Here is an 18,646-nt window from a genome sequence, read left to right on the forward strand (position 1 = left end):
CCAAAAACAAAAAGATGTAAATGTTGATACATTTCGTTACAATTTTGTAACAAATGCTTATTGGAAGAATTTATTTTTAAAAAATAAAAGGAGGTAGATTTGAGTTTGCCACTATTTTAAATTTTAATTGAGATTTGTAATCCCCCTAAATTATTCCATAAATGAGTGTTTTAAGCAAAATTAATGTACATAGAAGAAACATAATGCGGAACCTGACAAAGAATGTTGGGAAAGCAAATATACAGGACGATTTTATTTTGGTCGACAAGAGCGAAATCAAGAAAGTTCTTATTTGCAGACCAAACGGAAGGTTAGGAAACCTTTTATTAATCACGCCACTTGTTCAGGAAGTGTCTGAAATGTTTCCAAATTGCAAAATTGATTTATTTGTAAAAGGTACATTAGCTCCCATTATTTTTGAAAAATATGATAGCGTTGACAAAATAATTCATCTGCCTAAAAAGCCATTTAAAAGTTTAGTGGAATATTCAAAGGTTTGGATTTCATTAAAAAAAGCACACTACGATTTAGCTATCAATGTAGATCAGAACTCTTCTTCGGGCCGATTGGCGGTTCAATTTTCAAATGCAAAATACAAGTTTTTCGGAGATTCAATCGATGAGTCTGTAGGGCAAAAAAATGATTTTGAACACATTGCAAAATATCCGGTCTATAATTTCCGAAATTTTTTGTCGAAACTTAGATTGCCAACGAACAGCAATAAAATAATTGCACCTATAGACCTCAAATTATCCGCTTCTGAAATTACAGAAGGCAGAAAAAAACTAAAAGAAATTACAGACAACGATAAAAAAACGATTTGCATTTTTACTTATGCAACGGGAGCAAAGTGTCTTTCAGAAGAGTGGTGGGAAAAATTTTATTCTCAGCTTACTGCAGAATATAAAGATTATAATATCATTGAGATTCTGCCGGTCGAAAACGTATCGCAAATCGGGTTTAAAGCACCATCATTTTACAGTAAAGACATTCGCGAGATAGGATCTGTTATTGCAAATACTGAACTATTTATTGGTGCCGATAGTGGAATTATGCATTTATCGAGTGCGGTACATACACCAACTATCGGGCTGTTTTCAGTATCAAATCTGAAAAAATATGAACCCTATGATAATTGCAGTATCGGAATCGATGTTAATCTGTACACGAAAAAACAGTACATAAAAACAATAAACTCAATTTTGAATAACGGACGATTAAATAGTTTATCAAAAGCAATATAAAACAAAAAAAACCTGTTTGAAAGAACAGGTTTTTTTTGTTTTTAAGATGCTAAGTTTCTAAGGCGCTGAGCTGCTAAGTTTTTTTTAGCTTCGAGAAAATCAGAAACTTAGTATCTTAGCAACTTAGTAGCTTTTTATCACGGATTCTTCTTCTTAAACAATCCATTCAATAAATCACTTGCTTTTTTGGTTACTTCCTGAGTTTTCTGCTCTTTTTCAGTTTTAGCAGCTTGGGTAGTATCTTTTGCTTTTGTGTTTTTATTGATTAAATCGGTAAGTGCTGAAGTTCCTTTCTGAGTCAGTTTTTCTTTTTGCTGATTTACCAATTGTGTAGTCAGATTGCTCACAGCAGCTTTCATATCTGTACTGACTTTAGGATTTGAAAAATTCCCTGTCAAAGAAGCATTAATCGGAATGTTATCTAGTTTTGCAGCATCTGCAGGAGACATTTTCGCAATTAAGTTGTTGGCTTCCGTTCCTAAATATTTGGCAGGAACATCAAATTTTAGATTGTAATTCATGGTTTGATCAAAGCCATGAGTTCCGCCAACGGTTACTTTAATGTCTTGATATTTAATGTCAAACGGTTTAATATTTACTTTTCCGTTATCAAAAGTCAATGCCATTTTTAAATCATTCAGATTCAATTTGTTTAGGTCAAGAAACTTCACATTCGAAGTAAGCGAATTTAAAACTGTTGAGTTTTTAGCATTTACAGTAGTAGATAACAGTTGGCCTAATAAATCTCCTGAAATCGATTTTAAATCTGGAGTCAATTCTTTTGCATCCAAATTACCATTCAGTTTAATAGTCGAATTTAATTTTCCGTTGATGATTCCAGCAATTGGCGCAATTTTTTTCATCATATCCAACTGCGTAAAAGTCTGCGCAATATCAACTTGATTGAAACCTAAATTCATATCAAAAGTCGGCACTTTTTCTTTTGTAGAAACCGCTCCGTTAAGACCGATAGACCCTCCGAAAATGTTTGTTTTAAAGTTTTCAAGCGTTGCTTTTTCATCCTTAATAAGCAATCTTCCAGAAACATCCTTTAATTTCAAATTATCATATAAAACTGTTGTTGCTTTTGCATTTAACGTACAGTTTAAGAAAGCAGGAATCTTCATTGCATCAGCTGGTTTTGCAGGAGTTTTGGTTTCCTCTTTTGCAGGTTCGCTAGCAGTCATGAAATCATCAACAGCTAATTGGTTTGAGCTCATATTGAAGTTTCCTTTCAGTTCTTGTTTTTTAAACATAAAACCATAGAAATTCTCTAAAACTCCGTTAATGCTGATATCGCTTTTTCCAGTCGTAGCATCAAACTGCTTTAAGTTAATTTTGCTCGGATTGAATTCAACCAACGCTGTGCTGATGTTCATTGATTTGTTGTTTTCATCAGTATATTTAAATCCTGACAAACTCATTGTACCAGCATTTTTGATATTTTGGTACTGGCTCTTTTCTACAGAAGCCATATCAAAATTGGTAGTAACATCTGCTTTTAAAATACCTGCCAAAGGTTTATCCATTTTAATTGGATATGCTTTTGAAAGATTAGCTAAGTTGATTGTTCCTTTTAAAGCCGCATCGATAATAGGATTTACAGTAATGTTTTTGATATTCGCTTTAGCGTTAAAAACATCTTGGTCAATTCTAAATGATAGCTTGTCTAGGTTCACATAAGTATCATTTAAAATTCCAGTTTCGTTAATGATTTTCGTATCAATTACAATATTTTGAACCGATTTTGGAAGGTTTGGATATTGGAAAGAAGCATTGTTTGATGCGATTTCAATATTAAATTTAGGTACAGTTGTATCTGTAAGTTCTCCTTTTGCAAAACCATTTACGGTAAAATCTCCAGTTGTTTTTACGCCATCTAAACCAGCAGCGTAAGCCGAAGGAATTAAGCCTAAGAAATTGGTAAAAGATGAAGTAGGAGTTTTAAACTTTAAGTCGTAAATCTGAGCTTTCTCTGCCATTTGAATGAATCCATCGAATTCTAAAGGCAATTGATTGATTAAAGCTTTATTTTCTTTGAAAGTATATTTGCTTTTCTCTAAATCGATTCCAAGGACAGCGTCTAAAGTTAGTTTCACATTTTTCATGTAATTTATTTTATCCATGTCCAATGAAACTTTTGCAGTAGATTTTGTAGCCAGATCTAATTTTGAATTGGTAAAATCTCCAGTTCCTTCGTGGTTTAAACTGTCAATTACCATTTTAATTTTAGAACCTTGATCGATGTATCTAAAAGTAAAATTCTCAATTTTATAGTTTTGAATTTTCAAGGCAAGAGGTTTGCTTGCTTCGTCTTTGGCATTTTCTTCTTTTTTGTCTTTTAGAGCAATATCAAAGTTTCCGATACCATCTTTATTGAAGATAATATTTACTAATCCGTTTGTAGAACTAATTCCCTGAATGCTTAAAGGTTCATCTTTTCCTTTGAAAAGTTCTTTAATGCTCATTTTTAAATTCAATTCTCCTAATGAAACCAAAGTGTCGCCTTCAAAAGGAGCTTTGTTGATGATGACTAATTTCTCGATTCCAACTGTTGCGTTTGGAAAATTCTTAAACAAACTTAAATCAGCATCTGTAAAACTTACTTTAGCATCAACACTTTCGTTGATGGCTTCGACAATTTTAGCCTTAATCTGGTCTTTAAACAAAAACGGAATGGCAAATAATGCAGCAACAAATACCACAAGGACTATGGCACTTATTTTTAGAACTTTTTTTAGCATATAAATAGATTTGAGGGTTTACATTTTTAAAATCGACTCCTGCAAAAATAGTTTTTTTTACTAGAGTTTGAAGATAAAGTTTTCTTAATTGTGTAGGAATTTTATTAAAATTTGTGAAATAAAAAAATCCGTTGAGAACTATTATCAAAACGGATTTTTTAGGGTATTTATTTTATCATTTCTCAATAAAAGAGACAATCTTCTCAACTAAGGCTTCAGAAATTGGAAGCGTTTCATTATTATAACTAGCCATATTATCTTCCTGATTGCCATCAACAATTTTCATAATATGGTTCATCTTGTCAATAATTTGCAAATCTGCATTTTTGTTGGCTTGCTTTAAATTCTCGGCATCTTTTACCGCAATCTGAATATCATTGTTTCCTTGTACGATTAAAACAGGAATAGTAAGCTTTTGGATTTCGGTCTGCGGATTGTATTTGAACCAAGAAATTAGATAAGGCTGAACGCTTGGTCTGAAAAGCGAATTCAGCATTGGATCTACTTTTTTTACCTCAAATCCGTTTTTTAAGCTATCGATAATCGGAAAAGTCATGTCATTTAACTGTTTCATTGACTTTGCTCCAATCTGTGTTTTTAGAATTTGATCTGCTGGTTCGCCTGCTCCTGCAATCGAAATAAACTTATCGGCTTTTGCACTGGCAACCATTCCAATTAAAGAACCTTCGCTGTGTCCAATTATAATTATTTTAGAAAAACGTTTATCTTGTTTTAAATAATTAATCCAGCTTTTGGCATCTTGGATGTAGTTTTCAAAAACTAGACTGCTTTCAGATCCGCCTGCTGCTTTACTTTCCCCAATAGCTCTTTTATCGTAACGCAATGATGCAATTCCGTTTTTGGCCAACGCTTCTGCCAGCATTTTCAACGAATTGTTTTTCATCATCGGATTATTTCCGTTTCTGTCTGTTGGGCCAGAGCCCGCAATGATTAAAGCAACTGGGAACTTTTTGGTCAAATCTGGCGTTGTCAGCGTACCAAAAATCTGGTCATTATTTATTTTTAAGATTGCTGGCGTTTCCTTAAACGTGATTTCTTTTTTGGTTTGGGCATTTAAGAAACTCCAAAACAAAACCGTTAGAAAAAGAATTACTTTATTCATCTTTTAATCCAATTAATAAATATTGATTCCGTAAGGCAATATGGCTTGTATTCCTTTTTGTTTTTGGAATTTTTTCACCTGTTCAATAAGAAGATAATTTTCTTCTCCAATTTCTTCTTTTATAAACGCTTCTTTCGATTTTGCAAAAGGGAGATTACCCAACAGATCGTTTAAGGTTTTTTCATATTCAGGATAATTCTGAGTGCTGTATTTTTTCACTTTAGCGATTTTTGCAGCTTCAGCAATCGCATCATTCAAGCCGCCGATTTTATCAACCAAACCAATTTTTAAAGCTTCAGTTCCAGACCAAACTCTACCTTGAGCAATAGAATCAACTTGTGCAAAAGACATTTTGCGGCCTTCAGCAACATGGCTTACAAATGTGTTATAAATTTTTTCTACTCCTTCTAAAGTAAACGCTTTGAATTTTTCATCGACAGGTAAAAATGGACTATAGTTTGCAGCATTTTCATGCGTTTTAACTTGCTCAGAATTGATTCCTAATTTGTTAGCCAATGGGCTAAAGTTTGGAAGCATCCCGAAAACTCCAATAGATCCTGTGATAGTGTTGTTTTCAGCAAAGATTTTATTGGCATTACAAGCGATGTAATAACCGCCAGATGCAGCATAATTCCCCATAGAAACCACAACTGGTTTTACTTTTTTCGTGATTTCTATTTCTCTCCAAATTAAATCAGATGTTAGAGCGCTTCCGCCTGGGCTGTCAATTCTAAGAACAATCGCTTTTACATCGTCATTTTTTCTTGCTTCCTGTAGAGAACGTCTCATCGAACCTTCTCCAATCGTATTTACATCTCCTTCGCCGCTTCCAATTTCGCCTTGAGCGTAAATAATAGCGATCTGATCTGTTGCAGTATTAGCTAAAGCTGTTGTTACGTGATTTTGAGTATAATCTGTGATCGAGATTTTATTGTAATCTTCGTCTTTGTCTACCTTTAAGGCTTTTCTAATCGCATCATGGTAAACGTCTTCATAGGCAACAATATCAACCAAATGCTGTTGTTTGGCCATTTCTGGAGTTCTTGCCAGAAGACCATTTGCAATTTCGTTTAGTTTAGGCAACGGAATATTTCTGCTTTTTGAAATATCAGCCGAAACGGTAGCCCAAATAGAGTTCAAAAGTGCAGTGATTTGTTCTCTATTGGCATCACTCATTTTATTTTCTAAGAAAGGCTCAACGGCACTTTTATATTTTCCGTGGCGAATCACTTCCATGTGGATGCCTGATTTATCCTGAAAATCTTTGAAAAACATAACTTCAGAAGAAAGACCTTTAAAATCTAAATCTCCTGCTGGATTTATATAAATCGTATTAGAAACAGAAGTTAAATAATATTCTTTTTGAGAATAAGTATTGGCATAAGCCCAGACAAATTTTCCAGATTTTTTAAAGCTTTCAAGAGCATTTCGTAAATCTTTATATTGTGCAAGACCAAGAGAAGATTCGTCATTTAAAATCGAAATTCCTTTGATGTTATCATCTGTTTTTGCCGCTTCGATAGCATCAATAACATCGGTCAGACCAATGCCTTTTTTGTCTGAAAAAACAGTTACCCACGGATCTTTGTATTTTCCTGCGTAATCGTTTTTGATTTCTTTTAAGTTCAATTCGATAACCGAATCAGATTTAACAGAAACCGTATCGTCTCCGCCAAAAATGGCTCCGATAAAGATTACTCCGAAAAAGAAGAGCATAATAAAAACAAAAATACCAATTACTGTGGCAATTACATTTCCTAAAAACTTCATATGTATATTTTTTTAATAAGTAGCGAAAAAGGGCAAATTGTTACAAATTAGACATCTAAATTTATGATTTGATTTGAGACGTCGTTTCACAAATATATTGGTTAATTCTAAAATAGTTTTAGTTAATTTGCATTAATTATGAAATTACAGCATCAAGTCGTTTTATCGATAGGCAGCAACCAAGGCAGCAGACTAGAAAACATTCAGAAATGTATTGATTTAATACACCAAAATGTGGGAACTGTCATTCAGGTTTCAAAACTTTACGAGACTCCTGCATGGGGTTTTGAGAGTGATGCTTTTTATAATTGCGCACTTCTTTTGCATACCTATTCATCTGCACAAAAAATACTCAATCAAATTTTAAAAGTCGAAAAGGAACTGGGAAGAATCCGCTTGAATCAAGAAGGGTATCAGTCTAGAATTATTGATGTTGATTTAATTGCTTTTGATGCTGAAATAATTGATACAGAAAAACTTCAGGTTCCGCATCCATTAATGCAGAATAGAAATTTTGTTTTACTGCCAATGCAAGATTTAAAGTTAAATTGGAAACATCCTATTTTGCAGAAAACAGTTTCAGAATTGATTGCCATTACTACAGACGACAGTGTATGTACAGTTGTTCAGGATTTGAAAAGTCCGATTGGGGAAATTCCGTTAAACCAATTTAATTATGTTGCTTTTGAAGGCAATATTGGAGCAGGAAAAACTACTTTGGTGCATAAAATTGCAGAGGATTTTAATGGGAAAACAGTTTTAGAAAGATTTGCTGATAATCCGTTTCTTCCAAAGTTTTACAAAGATCAAAGCCGATATGCGTTTCCTTTAGAAATGTCTTTTTTAGCCGATCGCTATCAGCAGTTAGCCGATGATTTGGCGCAATTTGATTTGTTTAAAGATTTTATTGTTGCCGATTATCATATTTTTAAATCGCTGATTTTCGCAAAAATAACGCTTGCTGAAGACGAATATCGTTTGTACAGAAATTTATTCGATATTATTTACAGAGAAATGCCAAAACCAGATTTGTATATTTATTTATATCAAAATACGGATCGTCTTCTTCAAAATATCAAAAAACGCGGACGCGTTTATGAACAGAATATTGAAGCGGCATATTTAGAAAAAATCAATAACGGTTACTTGGAATACATAAAATCTCAAACCGATTTGAATGTTTTAATCATCGATGTTTCTGACCGTGATTTTGTAAAAAATCACGAAGATTATCTTTATATTTTAAATGAAATTAAGAATAAAACGGCTTCTTAAATTTATATTATTCCGAGCTGTTTTCTAAGTTTTGCAGATAATTTTTCCTGAACAAGACGATAAGATTGTTGAATGTATTTTTCCCATTCTGATTTTTTCATTCGAGTGATATCATCAATTAAAACCCATTTGTATTTGGCAACATAAGGCGCAGGTTTAAATCCAGGTCTATTGCTCATTTCCTCAAATTCTTCGTCCAAAACTTTAAATGAAGCAGAAGTGGGATTTTGGTCAAGCCCAACAACACAATACATTTTTGAGCCCACAGAGAATACTAGGTCGTGTTCCCATTTAATATCTTCAGTTGTGCCAGTTAGTTTTTGACAGATTTCTCGAATGGTTTCTATATTCATAATTATCTTTTTAATGTAAAATGTCCTCTTAAAACCGGCATTGAATCGTCTACTTTTAAAGCGTACCAATAATCAGATGCGGGAAGCGGAACTTGGTTTAGAGTGCCATCCCAACTCATTTTGAAACGGCTTAATTGAGCTATTAGTTTTCCGTAGCGATCAAAAATTGTAACGACAGCTTGAGGATAATTTTCCATTCCGGTAACCTCCCAAACATCGTTATATGAATCATTGTTTGGCGTAAAAAATGCAGGAAAAGCAAGTACTACAAATTGTTTGATAGTTCCTCCGCATCCATTTTTTTCTCGTGCATAAGCAGTTTGCAATCCGCCAGGAACATCGTAAAAAACAGTAGAGTTTTGATAATTGACACCATCAACAGAATATTCAAAATAATCTTCTTCTTTTACAGGATAAATAATAGCTCTTGTTCCTTCAACATCAACACGTGCAATTTGCGGAATCTTGTGTTCTTCTACTACAATTGTTTTTGTGCTCGAACAGTTTTCAGGACTTGTAACAACAACAGTATAGGTTCCTTCTTTGGTAACCGTAATTTGTTGAGTAGTTTCATTAGCATTTGACCATAAATAACTCATTCCAGGAATTCCCGCATCTAATGTTATGGATTGAAATTGACAAAGAGTCAAAGTCTCATCTGTAACAGTTGGAGGCGTATAGATTACAATGTCTATAGGGGTTCTAGTTGGATTTGTGCATCCATTATTTGAAGACTCAGCATAATAAGTTGTATTGGATGAAATTGTTGGAGTTGTAAAAGTTGTTCCTTGCAAAACGCTTGTTCCACCAGTTGCCGAAGTATACCAGTTTATAGTTCCAATATTTGAAGTTGCTTTAATTGTTAGAGTTCCTGGACCGCAATTTGTATAAGTATTTTTTTCAGCTATTGGAGCTGTAGAGGTGGGATATACAGTTGCTTTTACTGATTTACGGTTAGATTCGCAACCAGCATCAACATAATAAGTCGTAGTTGCGTTTATTGGTGGTGTAGTGTATGTTGGGCCAGTAGCTAATAAATTTCCTCCAACAGCGGCATCAAACCATCTAATTGTCGTTCCAGCAGTTGCTGTTGCATTGAAGGTAAAGCTTCCCGAATCACAAACTGGAGTTGGATCAATAGCTGGAGTTGCTGTAGGGATGGTAATTTTAGTGCTTGTGGCAATTTCTAACGGAGCTTCTCCTGGCATTCCGCCATATTCCACCACATAACCTTTTGGCTGATAATTACCCGTGGCATCTCCTGTATTTGATAAATCATTCCAAGAGCCTCTTATTCCAACACCAGGCTGAGTGATATGGGCATAATCTTCATCACCTTGTTGGTTAGGTTCGCCTGTGTTCCAAAAAGCAAAATTAGGAGTCGAACCATTTGCGTTGCCATTCCAAAAAACAGTTCCAGATTCAGGGCCGGTAACCCATTTCCAGATACCTTCAGTTTCAGCATCGCTTCCTCCAATCCATCCAGTTCCAGAAGCTTGCTCACCGATTAGTTTTGCTTCATCCGCAGATAAAATGGTGGCTAAGTATCCTTGAAGACCATAATAGGTGCTTGATGTGGCTAAATCTCGTGCACTTGTCCAAGTTACACCCACATTTGGGATAAAGAGATAGTAATGTCCAGTAGATGGCAAATAATTAGCTTGTCCAATAGTAATCGAAAATGTTCTTGTTCCATTAGCTGTTGCGGAAGAGTTAGTAAATACAACATCCTTTACTGCTGAAACAAAATCATCATAAGGAATGTCAGCAGTAGTTGTTCCCGACAACCTTAGCTTTCCGGAAGTAGCGTCCCAACTGGTTACAATATTAGGATGCAAGGTCGGATTTGTTAGTTCTAATCGGTCAAAGCCATTTGAATATCCAGACGAAATCTGAATATAAAGTACTTGTGTCCCATTTTCGGCTATATCATGATTAATTGTAAAGTCGGTTACAATCTTTATAGATGTTTGTGGGCAGTAAAATTGATCTCCTTGCGCAATTAGTTTTGGAGGGTCAATGGCAAAATTGCTTTTCTTTTGTTTTTTTATTTTTGAATTTACGATAGGTTTTGAAAAGTATATATTCTTTTTGTTAAAAGTTTTTGATTTTTCATTTGCATTAGAAAAATTAAAACTTAAAACGGAAAGTAAAACGGCAAATGCTGTTAATTTGATATTCTTCATTCGCTAAAAATATCAATAAATTGAGAATAAAAAAATAAATTTTTATTCAGACCAGTTTATTTTTTGAAATAAATCCCAGACAACAATTCCGGCACTTACAGAAATATTAAGAGAATGCTTTGTTCCCAGTTGAGGAATTTCAATGCACCCATCACAGATGGCAACGGCCTCCTGAGATACGCCATAAACTTCATTTCCAAAAACTAAAGCATATTTCTGATTTTTTTCAATTTTGAAATCCTGAAGAAATACCGAGCTTTCAACTTGCTCGATAGCCATTGTTAAAACATTTTCTTTCTTCAAATTTTCAATTACTTCCAAAACATTCTCGTGATGTTCCCATGCAACAGTTTCAGTTGCGCCAAGAGCTGTTTTATGAATTTCTTTGTTTGGAGGAGTGGCAGTAATACCGCATAGAATTATCTTTTCAATCAAAAACGCATCAGCTGTTCTAAATACAGAACCAATATTATGCAGACTTCGAATATCATCTAAAACCAAGATTAAAGGAGTTTTCTCCGATTTTTTAAAATCTTCAATTGATTTACGGTCAAGTTCGCTGTTTTCGAGTTTTCTCATTGTTTTTGAATTGTAGTCATAAAAAAAGCTTCCAAAGATAAGGAAGCTTTTTCATTATTTTAAATGTTTTTCAGATTAGCTTTTTACTGGATCTGGTAAAACAGTACCTTTAATAGTAAGGATTTTTGTTGGTTGTCCTTCAGCATTAGAAGTAACAGTTACAGTTTTTGTAAAAGCACCAACTCTGTCAGTCGCATATTTTACACCAATAACACCTTTAGCTCCTGGAGCGATTGGCTCTTTTGGAGTAGTTGGAACAGTACATCCGCAAGATCCTTGAGTGTTTGTAATGATTAATGGTTTAGTTCCGTTGTTAACAAAAACAAACTCACGTTTTCCATCAGCATTGTGCGCGATAGTTCCGTAGTCAATAGTTTCAGTTTCGAAAAGCATTCCTGCTCCTTCAACTTTAGCAACTTTAGCTGCTTTAGCTTTTTTTGTTGTTTGTGCATTTGTAGCCGTGATACCAGCAACAGCCAACATAGCGAATAAAATTATTTTTTTCATCTTTAAGGGTCTTTTTTTAAATGATAAACAAAGCTATATAAAATTCTTAAATCAGTAACTAAAAAAATCTTAAAATATTTTAATTTTTGAAGCTTTCGATATTCTTTCAAAAAATCATAAATTCGCTGTCTTAATTTTCATTTAAAATATAATAATTTGGCAGCTAAAGAGAAAGTGGTGAAGGAAACACCTTTAATGAAACAGTACAACGAAATCAAGGCTAAATATCCTGATGCATGTCTGCTTTTCAGAGTAGGAGATTTTTATGAAACCTTTGGAGAAGACGCCATTAGAGCTTCTAAGATTTTAGGGATAACATTAACTAAAAGAGGAGCAGGGTCTGATACCGAAACAGCGCTGGCTGGGTTTCCGCATCATTCTGTAAATACTTATTTGCCAAAACTGGTAAAAGCCGGACTTCGTGTGGCGATCTGCGATCAGCTGGAAGATCCGAAAATGACCAAAACAATCGTAAAAAGAGGTGTGACGGAGTTGGTTACTCCGGGAGTTTCTTTAAATGATGAAGTTTTGCAGTCAAAATCAAACAACTTCTTAGCGTCTGTTTATTTTGCTAATAAAAATATCGGAATTTCATTTTTAGATGTTTCTACAGGAGAGTTTTTAACGGCTCAAGGAAATGCAGAATATATTGATAAGTTATTGCAGAACTTCAATCCAAGCGAGGTTTTAGTTCCAAAGAATAATAAAAATGATTTCAAAACCGCTTTTGGAGAAGATTTTCACAGTTTCTATCTCGAAGACTGGATTTATAAAGAAGATTATGCTTTAGAAACATTGACCAAACATTTTCAAACGAATTCTCTAAAAGGATTTGGTGTTGAAGAATTAAAAGAAGGAATTATTGCTTCTGGGGCGATTCTGTATTATCTGTCAGAGACACAGCATAATCGCGTGCAGCATATCACGGCAATTCAGCGTATTGCAGAAGATGCTTATGTTTGGATGGATCGTTTTACAATTAGAAACTTAGAACTATATCACAGCTATAATCCAAATGCAGTGACGCTTTTAGATGTTGTCGATAAAACGCTTTCTCCAATGGGAGGACGTTTGCTAAAAAGATGGCTGGCTTTGCCTTTAAAAGATGCAAACAAAGTAAAAAGCCGTCATGAAGTTGTGGCTTATCTAAAGTCAAATCCTGAAATTCTACATAATATTCAATATCAGATTAAACAGATTTCAGATTTAGAACGTTTGATTTCTAAAATTGCTGCAGGAAAAGTTTCGCCTCGTGAAATAGTGTATTTAAAAGAATCTTTAGACGCCATTATTCCAATTAAAACTCTTGCGCTTGAAAGTCCGCAGGAAGCGGTAAAAGTGATTGGAGACAGTTTGCATGCTTGTGATTTGCTTCGCGAAAAAATCAAAACCACTTTAAATCAAGATGCGCCAGTCGCCATTTCAAAAGGAAATGCGATAGCCGCAGGAATAAATGAAGAATTGGATGAATTGCGTTCTATTTCAACTTCTGGAAAAGAATTTTTAGAAGGAATTGAAAAAAGAGAATCGGAAAGAACAGGAATTTCTTCGTTGAAAATCTCTTTTAATAATGTTTTCGGATATTATATTGAAGTTAGAAATACCCATAAAGATAAAGTTCCAGAAGAATGGATTCGTAAACAGACTTTGGTAAATGCAGAGCGTTATATTACTGAAGAATTAAAAGAATACGAAACCAAAATTTTAGGAGCAGAAGAAAAGATCTATAAAATAGAAAGTGAGCTTTTTGAGCAATTAGTGGCTTGGATTTCCACTTACATCAAACCTGTTCAAATGAACGCATATTTGGTTGCGCAGCTGGATTGTTTGTGTTCGTTTACGCAAATGGCTGTCGAAAATCAATATGTGCAGCCTGAAATTGATGATACATTTGAGTTGGATATCAAAAACGGAAGGCATCCTGTAATCGAAAAACAATTGCCTGTCGGTACGCCATATATTGCAAATGATGTTTTCTTAGATAGAGAAACGCAGCAGATCATCATGATTACCGGGCCTAACATGTCGGGTAAGTCGGCTATTTTAAGACAAACGGCATTAATTGTGCTTTTGGCTCAGATGGGAAGTTTTGTTCCTGCTGATAGCGTTAGAATGGGAATTGTAGATAAGATTTTCACCAGAGTAGGAGCTTCAGATAATATTTCGATGGGAGAATCTACTTTTATGGTCGAAATGAATGAAACGGCTTCTATTTTGAATAACCTATCAGATAGAAGTTTGGTGTTGCTGGATGAGATAGGAAGAGGAACCAGTACTTATGATGGAATCTCAATTGCTTGGGCAATTGCAGAATTCTTGCACGAACATCCAGGAAGGGCAAAAACACTTTTTGCGACGCATTACCATGAGCTGAACGAAATGACAGAATCGATGCCGAGAATTCAGAATTTTAATGTCGCTGTAAAAGAATTAAAAGACACTGTTCTTTTTGTTAGAAAGCTGGTGAAAGGAGGAAGTGCGCATAGTTTTGGAATTCACGTGGCAAAAATGGCTGGAATGCCTCAGCTGGTTATTTCGAAAGCTCAGAAACTTTTAAAGAAATTAGAAAAGAATCATTCTAGTGATGCTTTGAACGGAATAAAATCGGCAAATGAAGAAATGCAGATGAGTTTTTTTAATCTTGATGATCCTTTGCTAGAAGAGATAAAAGAAGAGATTTTGAATCTCGATATTAATGCCATTACACCAGTAGAAGCATTGATGAAACTGAATGAGATCAAAAGAATGCTGGTTAAAAAATAAAATTCAAAAATTTTTCAATTTTAAACTTTAGGTTATCAGAATGTTATAAAATAAGTCGATTTTTTTTTGAAAAAACGCTTGTGTAATTGAATAAATGTCCTAAATTTGCACTCGCAATACGAAACAAATCAAGTGTTGCGGTTCTTAGTAAAATTTGAAAATGCGAAAATAGCTCAGTTGGTAGAGCGCGACCTTGCCAAGGTCGAGGTCGCGGGTTCGAGCCCCGTTTTTCGCTCTAAAACCATACAATGCTCGGATGGTGAAATTGGTAGACACGCTGGACTTAAAATCCAGTGAACAGCAATGTTCGTGCGGGTTCAAGTCCCGCTCTGAGTACTAAAGCCTCTTCTTTTGAAGAGGCTTTTTTTATTTGCAGACTTGCAGAAAATAAATTTGCGCAGTAAATTTATTTTAGGGAATCTCAGAATCTCAGAATCTCAGAATCTCAGAATCTCAGAATCTCAGAATCTCAGAATCTCAGGAAAAAATCTAAAATCAATAATCTTTAAAATCTAAAATTTATAAATGGGGGCTTTTGTAATTAGCAAGCGATTTAATGATGAATATAAGTTTACGTTTACTTCTCGAAAAGGGAAGGTGATTTTTACAAGTTTAAGCTATGAATTGAGGTTTGAATGTGAAGAGGATATTGAGAGGTTTAAAGCGAATATTGATCTTGCGAAATTTTTAAAATTTAAAGGTTCTGGAGGGAAGTATTTTTTTAAATTGATGCTTGGTGATGTTCACTTTGCTACAAGTCGAAAATACAGTACGGAATTGCTTTTGCAAAAAGGGATAAAAGAAATTGTAACATACTCTTCCAAGTCGGAGATTTTGGATTTTTCTTCGAGTGAATCGATTTTTGGTGATGAAGAGCTTGAAGAGGAAATGGAAGAAGCTGCGGAGTAAAAAAAAGATATGGGTAATAAAAAAAAGCGTTTGTAAATACAGACGCTTTTTTTTATTGTTGGATTAATAGAAGTATTAATCACAAAAAAAAAACCATCTAAAAAGATGGTTTTAAAATCGTTAGAACTTAGGTTCTAATTATTTTTTTACTTCTTCTACTTTAGCAGCAGCAGAATCAACTTTAGCAGCAGCAGAATCAACAGTTGCAGCAGCAGAATCAACAACAGCAGCAGCTGAATCAACAGCAACAGCAGTAGAATCTACAGCAGGAGCTTCAGCAGCAGCGTCAGCTTTTTTACAAGATACAACAGTTAATACAGCAACAACAGCTAAACTTAAAAATACTTTTTTCATCTTACTTTATTATAAAAGGTTAATTATTAATTCGTGGCAAAGATATAAATTTTTTAATATGTAAAATATTTTTTCACTTTTTTTTTAAAATATTTTCCTTGCTCACGTTTATCTTATTTATCAAAGAATATGCCAAAATTATAAATTTTTCTTAAATTATCTAATTTCTTAGCGAAATAATTTTTCGTTGAAGAATCTTTATAAAATTAGGCTGTTTTATTTCTCTAACTAATAGTTTATTTTGTTTTTTAAGACTATTTGCTAGAATCTTTTAAAAGCAAAAAAGGAGATCTTGTTGTTGTTTTTTAGAATTTAGCACTTTTTTCAACTGTAAAAGATTATGAAATGCGTTTCATGATTGTCTCAGTAGCTCCTTTGTTGTTTTGAATAAATGACCTGCAGATTTCGCTTTTTTCGGCCAAAAAGTTTTTGTCGTTTAGTAATCGGTCAAAAATTGCTTTAAGTTCAGTATTTGTTGAAATAGGCATGCAGCCGCCAATGCCCACTAAGTCAACTGCTTCTGCGAAATTGGAATAATTTGGTCCAATCACGATCGGGATGCCAAAAGTAGCAGGTTCTAATGTATTATGTATTCCAGGATTTCCGAATCCGCCGCCGACATAAGCTATGGTTCCATAACTATAAATCTTAGTAAGGATTCCAATTGTATCAATTATAAAGACATTATAGGTTGAAAGATCTTTGTTTTCTTTTTCTGAGAATAAAACTGTCGGTTTTGTGATTTTTGATAGAAGATCTGATATTTGATCTGGTTTGATATTGTGTGGTGCAATTATAAATTTTACATTATCGGGTGCTTGATTAATGTATTCTGCAATTAAAATTTCATCTTTTGGCCATGAACTTCCAATAACTATTGTAAGCTGGCCGTTTTTAAAATTTTCAACATAATCCAGTCGGTTGTCTCTTTCTAATATAGCGTTTACACGATCAAAACGAGTATCGCCAGAAATAATTACATTCTTAAAACCTAGACTTTCAACTTTTTGTTTTGATTTTTCATTTTGAACAAAGAAATAAGTAAAGGCATTTAGAGCTTTTCTGTAGAAACCGCCATACCATTTAAAAAACACCTGATTGTCTCTGAAAATTCCAGAAATCAAGTAAGTAGGCGTTTTGCTTTTTTCTAGTTCCTTTAAGTAGTTCAGCCAAAATTCATATTTAATGAAAAATGCAAGTTCGGGATGAACTAATTTTAAAAATCTTTTAGCGTTACTTTTGGAATCAAGCGGTAAATAAACGGTAACATCTGCGGCAGTGTTATTTTTGCGCACTTCATATCCCGAAGGAGAAAAAAAAGTTACAATTATCTTATGTTGAGGATATTTTTCTTTGACTTTTTCTATAACAGGAAGTCCTTGTTCGTATTCTCCGAGAGAGGCTGAATGAAACCAAATCGTTTTGTCCTCTGCTTTGATTTTTTCTTCTAAAATTGAAAACACATTTTTTCGGCCTTCAACAAAAAGCTTAATTTTCGGACTAAATAACGCTATGATTCTTAAGAAAAAACCTGCAAGGTGTATGGCTAGATTGTATAAAAAAAGCATGTAATTTTTTTTGCAGCTAAATTACATTTCTTTCGACTATTTTCATTGGTTTGAAGCTATTAATAACTATTTTTGTTCCTCCTTTTAGAGATTTCTGTATAAAAACAGGGTCTTTAATTTTTTAAATACATTCAAAATGAAAAAAATTCAAATGGTTGACTTAAAAAGTCAATATGAAAAAATAAAATCTACTGTAGATGCTTCAATTCAAGAAGTTTTAGATACAAATACTTACATCAACGGACCTTTAGTTCATCAGTTTCAAAAAAATCTTGAGGATTATTTAGGGGTAAAACACGTTATTCCGTGTGCAAATGGTACAGATGCATTGCAGATTGCCATGATGGGGTTGGATTTAAAGCCAGGTGACGAGGTTATTACGGCCGATTTTACTTTTGCAGCAACGGTTGAGGTGATCGCTTTATTGCAATTAACTCCAGTTTTAGTTGATGTTGATTTGAACAATATGAACATCGATATTGATGCAGTGAAAAAAGCGATTACGCCAAAAACAAAAGCGATTGTTCCGGTTCATTTATTTGGGCGTGCAGCTAATATGGATGCGATCATGGAAATTGCTAAAGAGCATAATCTATATGTAATTGAAGATAATGCTCAGGCAATTGGAGCTGATTATGTTTCTAAATCTGGAGCAAAAAGCAAAGTTGGAACAATCGGTCACGTTGCGGCAACTTCTTTCTTCCCATCTAAAAATTTAGGATGTTATGGAGACGGAGGGGCAATTTTTACAAATGACGATAAATTGGCTCACATCATTCGCGGAATCGTAAATCACGGAATGTATGAGCGTTACCACCACGATGTTGTTGGAGTGAATTCTCGTTTAGATAGTATTCAGGCTGGAGTTTTAAATGCAAAACTGCCTCTTTTGGATGAATATAATAAAGCGCGTCGTTTGGCGGCAACAAAATATAATGCAGCTTTCGCGGGAAATGCAAAAATCATTACACCAGATTTTGATGCAAACGAAAATGACCACGTGTTCCATCAATATGTGCTGAGAATTTTAAATGCAGATAGAAATGCTTTAATGCAACATTTATTGGATAAAGGAATTCCATGTGCGATTTACTATCCAATTCCGTTGCATTCACAAAAAGCATATTTAGATCCGCGCTATAAAGAGGAGCAATTTCCAGTTACAAACCAATTAGTGCAAGAAGTAATTGCTTTGCCAATGCATACTGAACTTGACGACGAACAAATTAAATTTATTACCGATTCTGTTTTAGAATTTTTGAATAAATAAA

At 34.0% G+C, this 18,646-nt stretch carries 14 protein-coding genes and 2 tRNA genes; 7 read left to right on the forward strand and 9 right to left on the reverse strand.

From position 1 onward, the window contains the following. Positions 1-161: 161 nt before the first annotated feature. On the forward strand, positions 162-1,244 hold the full coding sequence (locus GR162_RS03490) for a glycosyltransferase family 9 protein (RefSeq protein ID WP_160781000.1): 1,083 nt from the start codon (positions 162-164) through the stop codon (positions 1,242-1,244). Positions 1,245-1,381: 137 nt separating this feature from the next. Here the strand turns inward: GR162_RS03490 and GR162_RS03495 are convergent, their stop codons facing one another. The 3 genes from GR162_RS03495 to sppA all read right to left on the reverse strand — a co-directional run bounded on the left by GR162_RS03495 (position 1,382) and on the right by sppA (position 6,881). Then, positions 1,382-3,988, reverse strand: a complete 2,607-nt coding sequence (locus tag GR162_RS03495) for an AsmA-like C-terminal region-containing protein (protein ID WP_160781001.1) — start codon at positions 3,986-3,988, stop codon at positions 1,382-1,384. A gap of 175 nt (positions 3,989-4,163) precedes the next feature. Beyond that, positions 4,164-5,111 (reverse strand): S9 family peptidase, encoded by a 948-nt coding sequence (locus GR162_RS03500; protein WP_160781002.1) that lies wholly within the window; start codon positions 5,109-5,111, stop codon positions 4,164-4,166. 12 nt (positions 5,112-5,123) lie between these two features. Continuing rightward, positions 5,124-6,881 carry a signal peptide peptidase SppA gene (gene sppA, locus GR162_RS03505; RefSeq protein WP_160781003.1) on the reverse strand — a complete coding sequence of 586 codons (1,758 nt, stop codon included), beginning with the start codon at positions 6,879-6,881 and terminating at the stop codon, positions 5,124-5,126. A 138-nt stretch (positions 6,882-7,019) separates the two neighbouring features. Here sppA and folK point away from each other — a divergent pair, with 138 nt between their 5' ends. Next, on the forward strand, positions 7,020-8,156 hold the full coding sequence (folK, locus tag GR162_RS03510; RefSeq protein WP_160781004.1) for a 2-amino-4-hydroxy-6-hydroxymethyldihydropteridine diphosphokinase: 1,137 nt from the start codon (positions 7,020-7,022) through the stop codon (positions 8,154-8,156). A gap of 2 nt (positions 8,157-8,158) precedes the next feature. On the opposite strand, the gene GR162_RS03515 is transcribed toward folK, so the two are convergent. The 4 genes from GR162_RS03515 to GR162_RS03530 form a co-directional block, all read right to left on the reverse strand. Next, positions 8,159-8,509, reverse strand: coding sequence for an MmcQ/YjbR family DNA-binding protein (locus tag GR162_RS03515; RefSeq protein ID WP_008467279.1), 351 nt, complete (start codon positions 8,507-8,509; stop codon positions 8,159-8,161). Between the two features lie 2 nt (positions 8,510-8,511). Continuing rightward, the gene (locus GR162_RS03520) at positions 8,512-10,695 is read right to left on the reverse strand and encodes a T9SS type B sorting domain-containing protein (protein WP_160781005.1); all 2,184 of its coding nucleotides are present in this window, start codon (positions 10,693-10,695) and stop codon (positions 8,512-8,514) included. A gap of 42 nt (positions 10,696-10,737) precedes the next feature. Further along, the gene (locus tag GR162_RS03525) at positions 10,738-11,274 is read right to left on the reverse strand and encodes an RNA methyltransferase (protein WP_160781006.1); all 537 of its coding nucleotides are present in this window, start codon (positions 11,272-11,274) and stop codon (positions 10,738-10,740) included. A 75-nt stretch (positions 11,275-11,349) separates the two neighbouring features. Then, a complete protein-coding gene (locus tag GR162_RS03530; protein ID WP_008467274.1) occupies positions 11,350-11,781 on the reverse strand; it encodes a DUF1573 domain-containing protein in 432 nt (143 codons plus the stop codon). Positions 11,782-11,937: 156 nt separating this feature from the next. On the opposite strand from GR162_RS03530, the gene mutS reads away from it, so the two are divergent. The 4 genes from mutS (at position 11,938) to GR162_RS03550 (ending at position 15,453) form a co-directional block, all read left to right on the forward strand. Beyond that, on the forward strand, positions 11,938-14,544 hold the full coding sequence (gene mutS, locus GR162_RS03535; protein WP_160781007.1) for a DNA mismatch repair protein MutS: 2,607 nt from the start codon (positions 11,938-11,940) through the stop codon (positions 14,542-14,544). 162 nt (positions 14,545-14,706) lie between these two features. Next, positions 14,707-14,779, forward strand: a tRNA-Gly gene (locus GR162_RS03540). A gap of 15 nt (positions 14,780-14,794) precedes the next feature. Then, positions 14,795-14,880, forward strand: a tRNA-Leu gene (locus GR162_RS03545). Between the two features lie 189 nt (positions 14,881-15,069). After that, entirely contained in the window at positions 15,070-15,453 is a 384-nt protein-coding gene (locus tag GR162_RS03550; RefSeq protein WP_066032745.1) for a DUF1508 domain-containing protein, read from the forward strand. A gap of 138 nt (positions 15,454-15,591) precedes the next feature. On the opposite strand, the gene GR162_RS03555 is transcribed toward GR162_RS03550, so the two are convergent. Both GR162_RS03555 and GR162_RS03560 read right to left on the reverse strand, forming a co-directional pair. Then, positions 15,592-15,807, reverse strand: a complete 216-nt coding sequence (locus GR162_RS03555; RefSeq protein ID WP_008467260.1) for a hypothetical protein — start codon at positions 15,805-15,807, stop codon at positions 15,592-15,594. Between the two features lie 338 nt (positions 15,808-16,145). Continuing rightward, entirely contained in the window at positions 16,146-17,375 is a 1,230-nt protein-coding gene (locus GR162_RS03560; protein WP_160781008.1) for a 3-deoxy-D-manno-octulosonic acid transferase, read from the reverse strand. Positions 17,376-17,511: 136 nt separating this feature from the next. On the opposite strand from GR162_RS03560, the gene GR162_RS03565 reads away from it, so the two are divergent. Next, the gene (locus GR162_RS03565) at positions 17,512-18,645 is read left to right on the forward strand and encodes a DegT/DnrJ/EryC1/StrS aminotransferase family protein (RefSeq protein WP_008467258.1); all 1,134 of its coding nucleotides are present in this window, start codon (positions 17,512-17,514) and stop codon (positions 18,643-18,645) included. The last annotated feature ends 1 nt before the right edge of the window (position 18,646 follow it).

The organism is Flavobacterium sp. HBTb2-11-1, assembly GCF_009826975.1.
Classification (GTDB): Bacteria; Bacteroidota; Bacteroidia; order Flavobacteriales; family Flavobacteriaceae; genus Flavobacterium.